Source organism: Acetobacter sp. DsW_059, assembly GCF_002153695.1.
Lineage (GTDB): Bacteria > Pseudomonadota > Alphaproteobacteria > Acetobacterales > Acetobacteraceae > Acetobacter > Acetobacter thailandicus.
Genome location: NZ_JOPI01000091.1, coordinates 1 through 588 on the forward strand (window position 1 = coordinate 1; position 588 = coordinate 588).

Below are 588 nucleotides of genomic sequence, written 5' to 3' on the forward strand. Positions count from 1 at the left end.
TTCCTGCCTGCCCCGGGTCCTGTGGAAGGATAATTTCAATCTGAGGGCCGTCCTGTGATGCCGTCCCCATAATTGATTTTTCAACATCGAGAGGACCACCACGAAGGCGAACGATATCAAGGATATAAATCCTGCCGTCTGACGTGCGTAACGTTTTGACACCTGCAGTCCAGTCCGGATCGCGTGTTCCGACTTGTTTGGTTGCGGCCAGATCCCATCGCCGGACAATTGTTCCGCCAGTTGGCGCCGCATCGACAATGTTGATGACAGACGTATCAAATAATGCACCTTTAGATGGAGCAGGTTTCTGCTGATACAGAGCTGCCCATTCACGAGGGCCAACAGATTTTTCAATCTGTCGCAGCTCTCTGAGCGGGAAAAGATCAGGCCAGAGTGCATCGCCAGCTTTGCGCCCAAGTCGGTCTGGTTCAGTTTCGCAAATAGCAGGGAGAGAAAGAACCTCCCAGTTCTCACCGGTTCCGTTTGCCATTTCATCAAGCAGCCGCCCCGCCAGATCGTCAGGATGCCACCGTGTAAGTACCAGAACGATAGCACCTCCCGGCATTAGTCGGGTTCGCAATACAGAGC

General features: G+C 53.2%; 1 pseudogene. It reads right to left on the minus strand.

What is annotated here, in order from left to right:
- Nucleotides 1–588 (minus strand): annotated as a pseudogene (locus HK25_RS12035) (terminase); the annotation flags it as partial.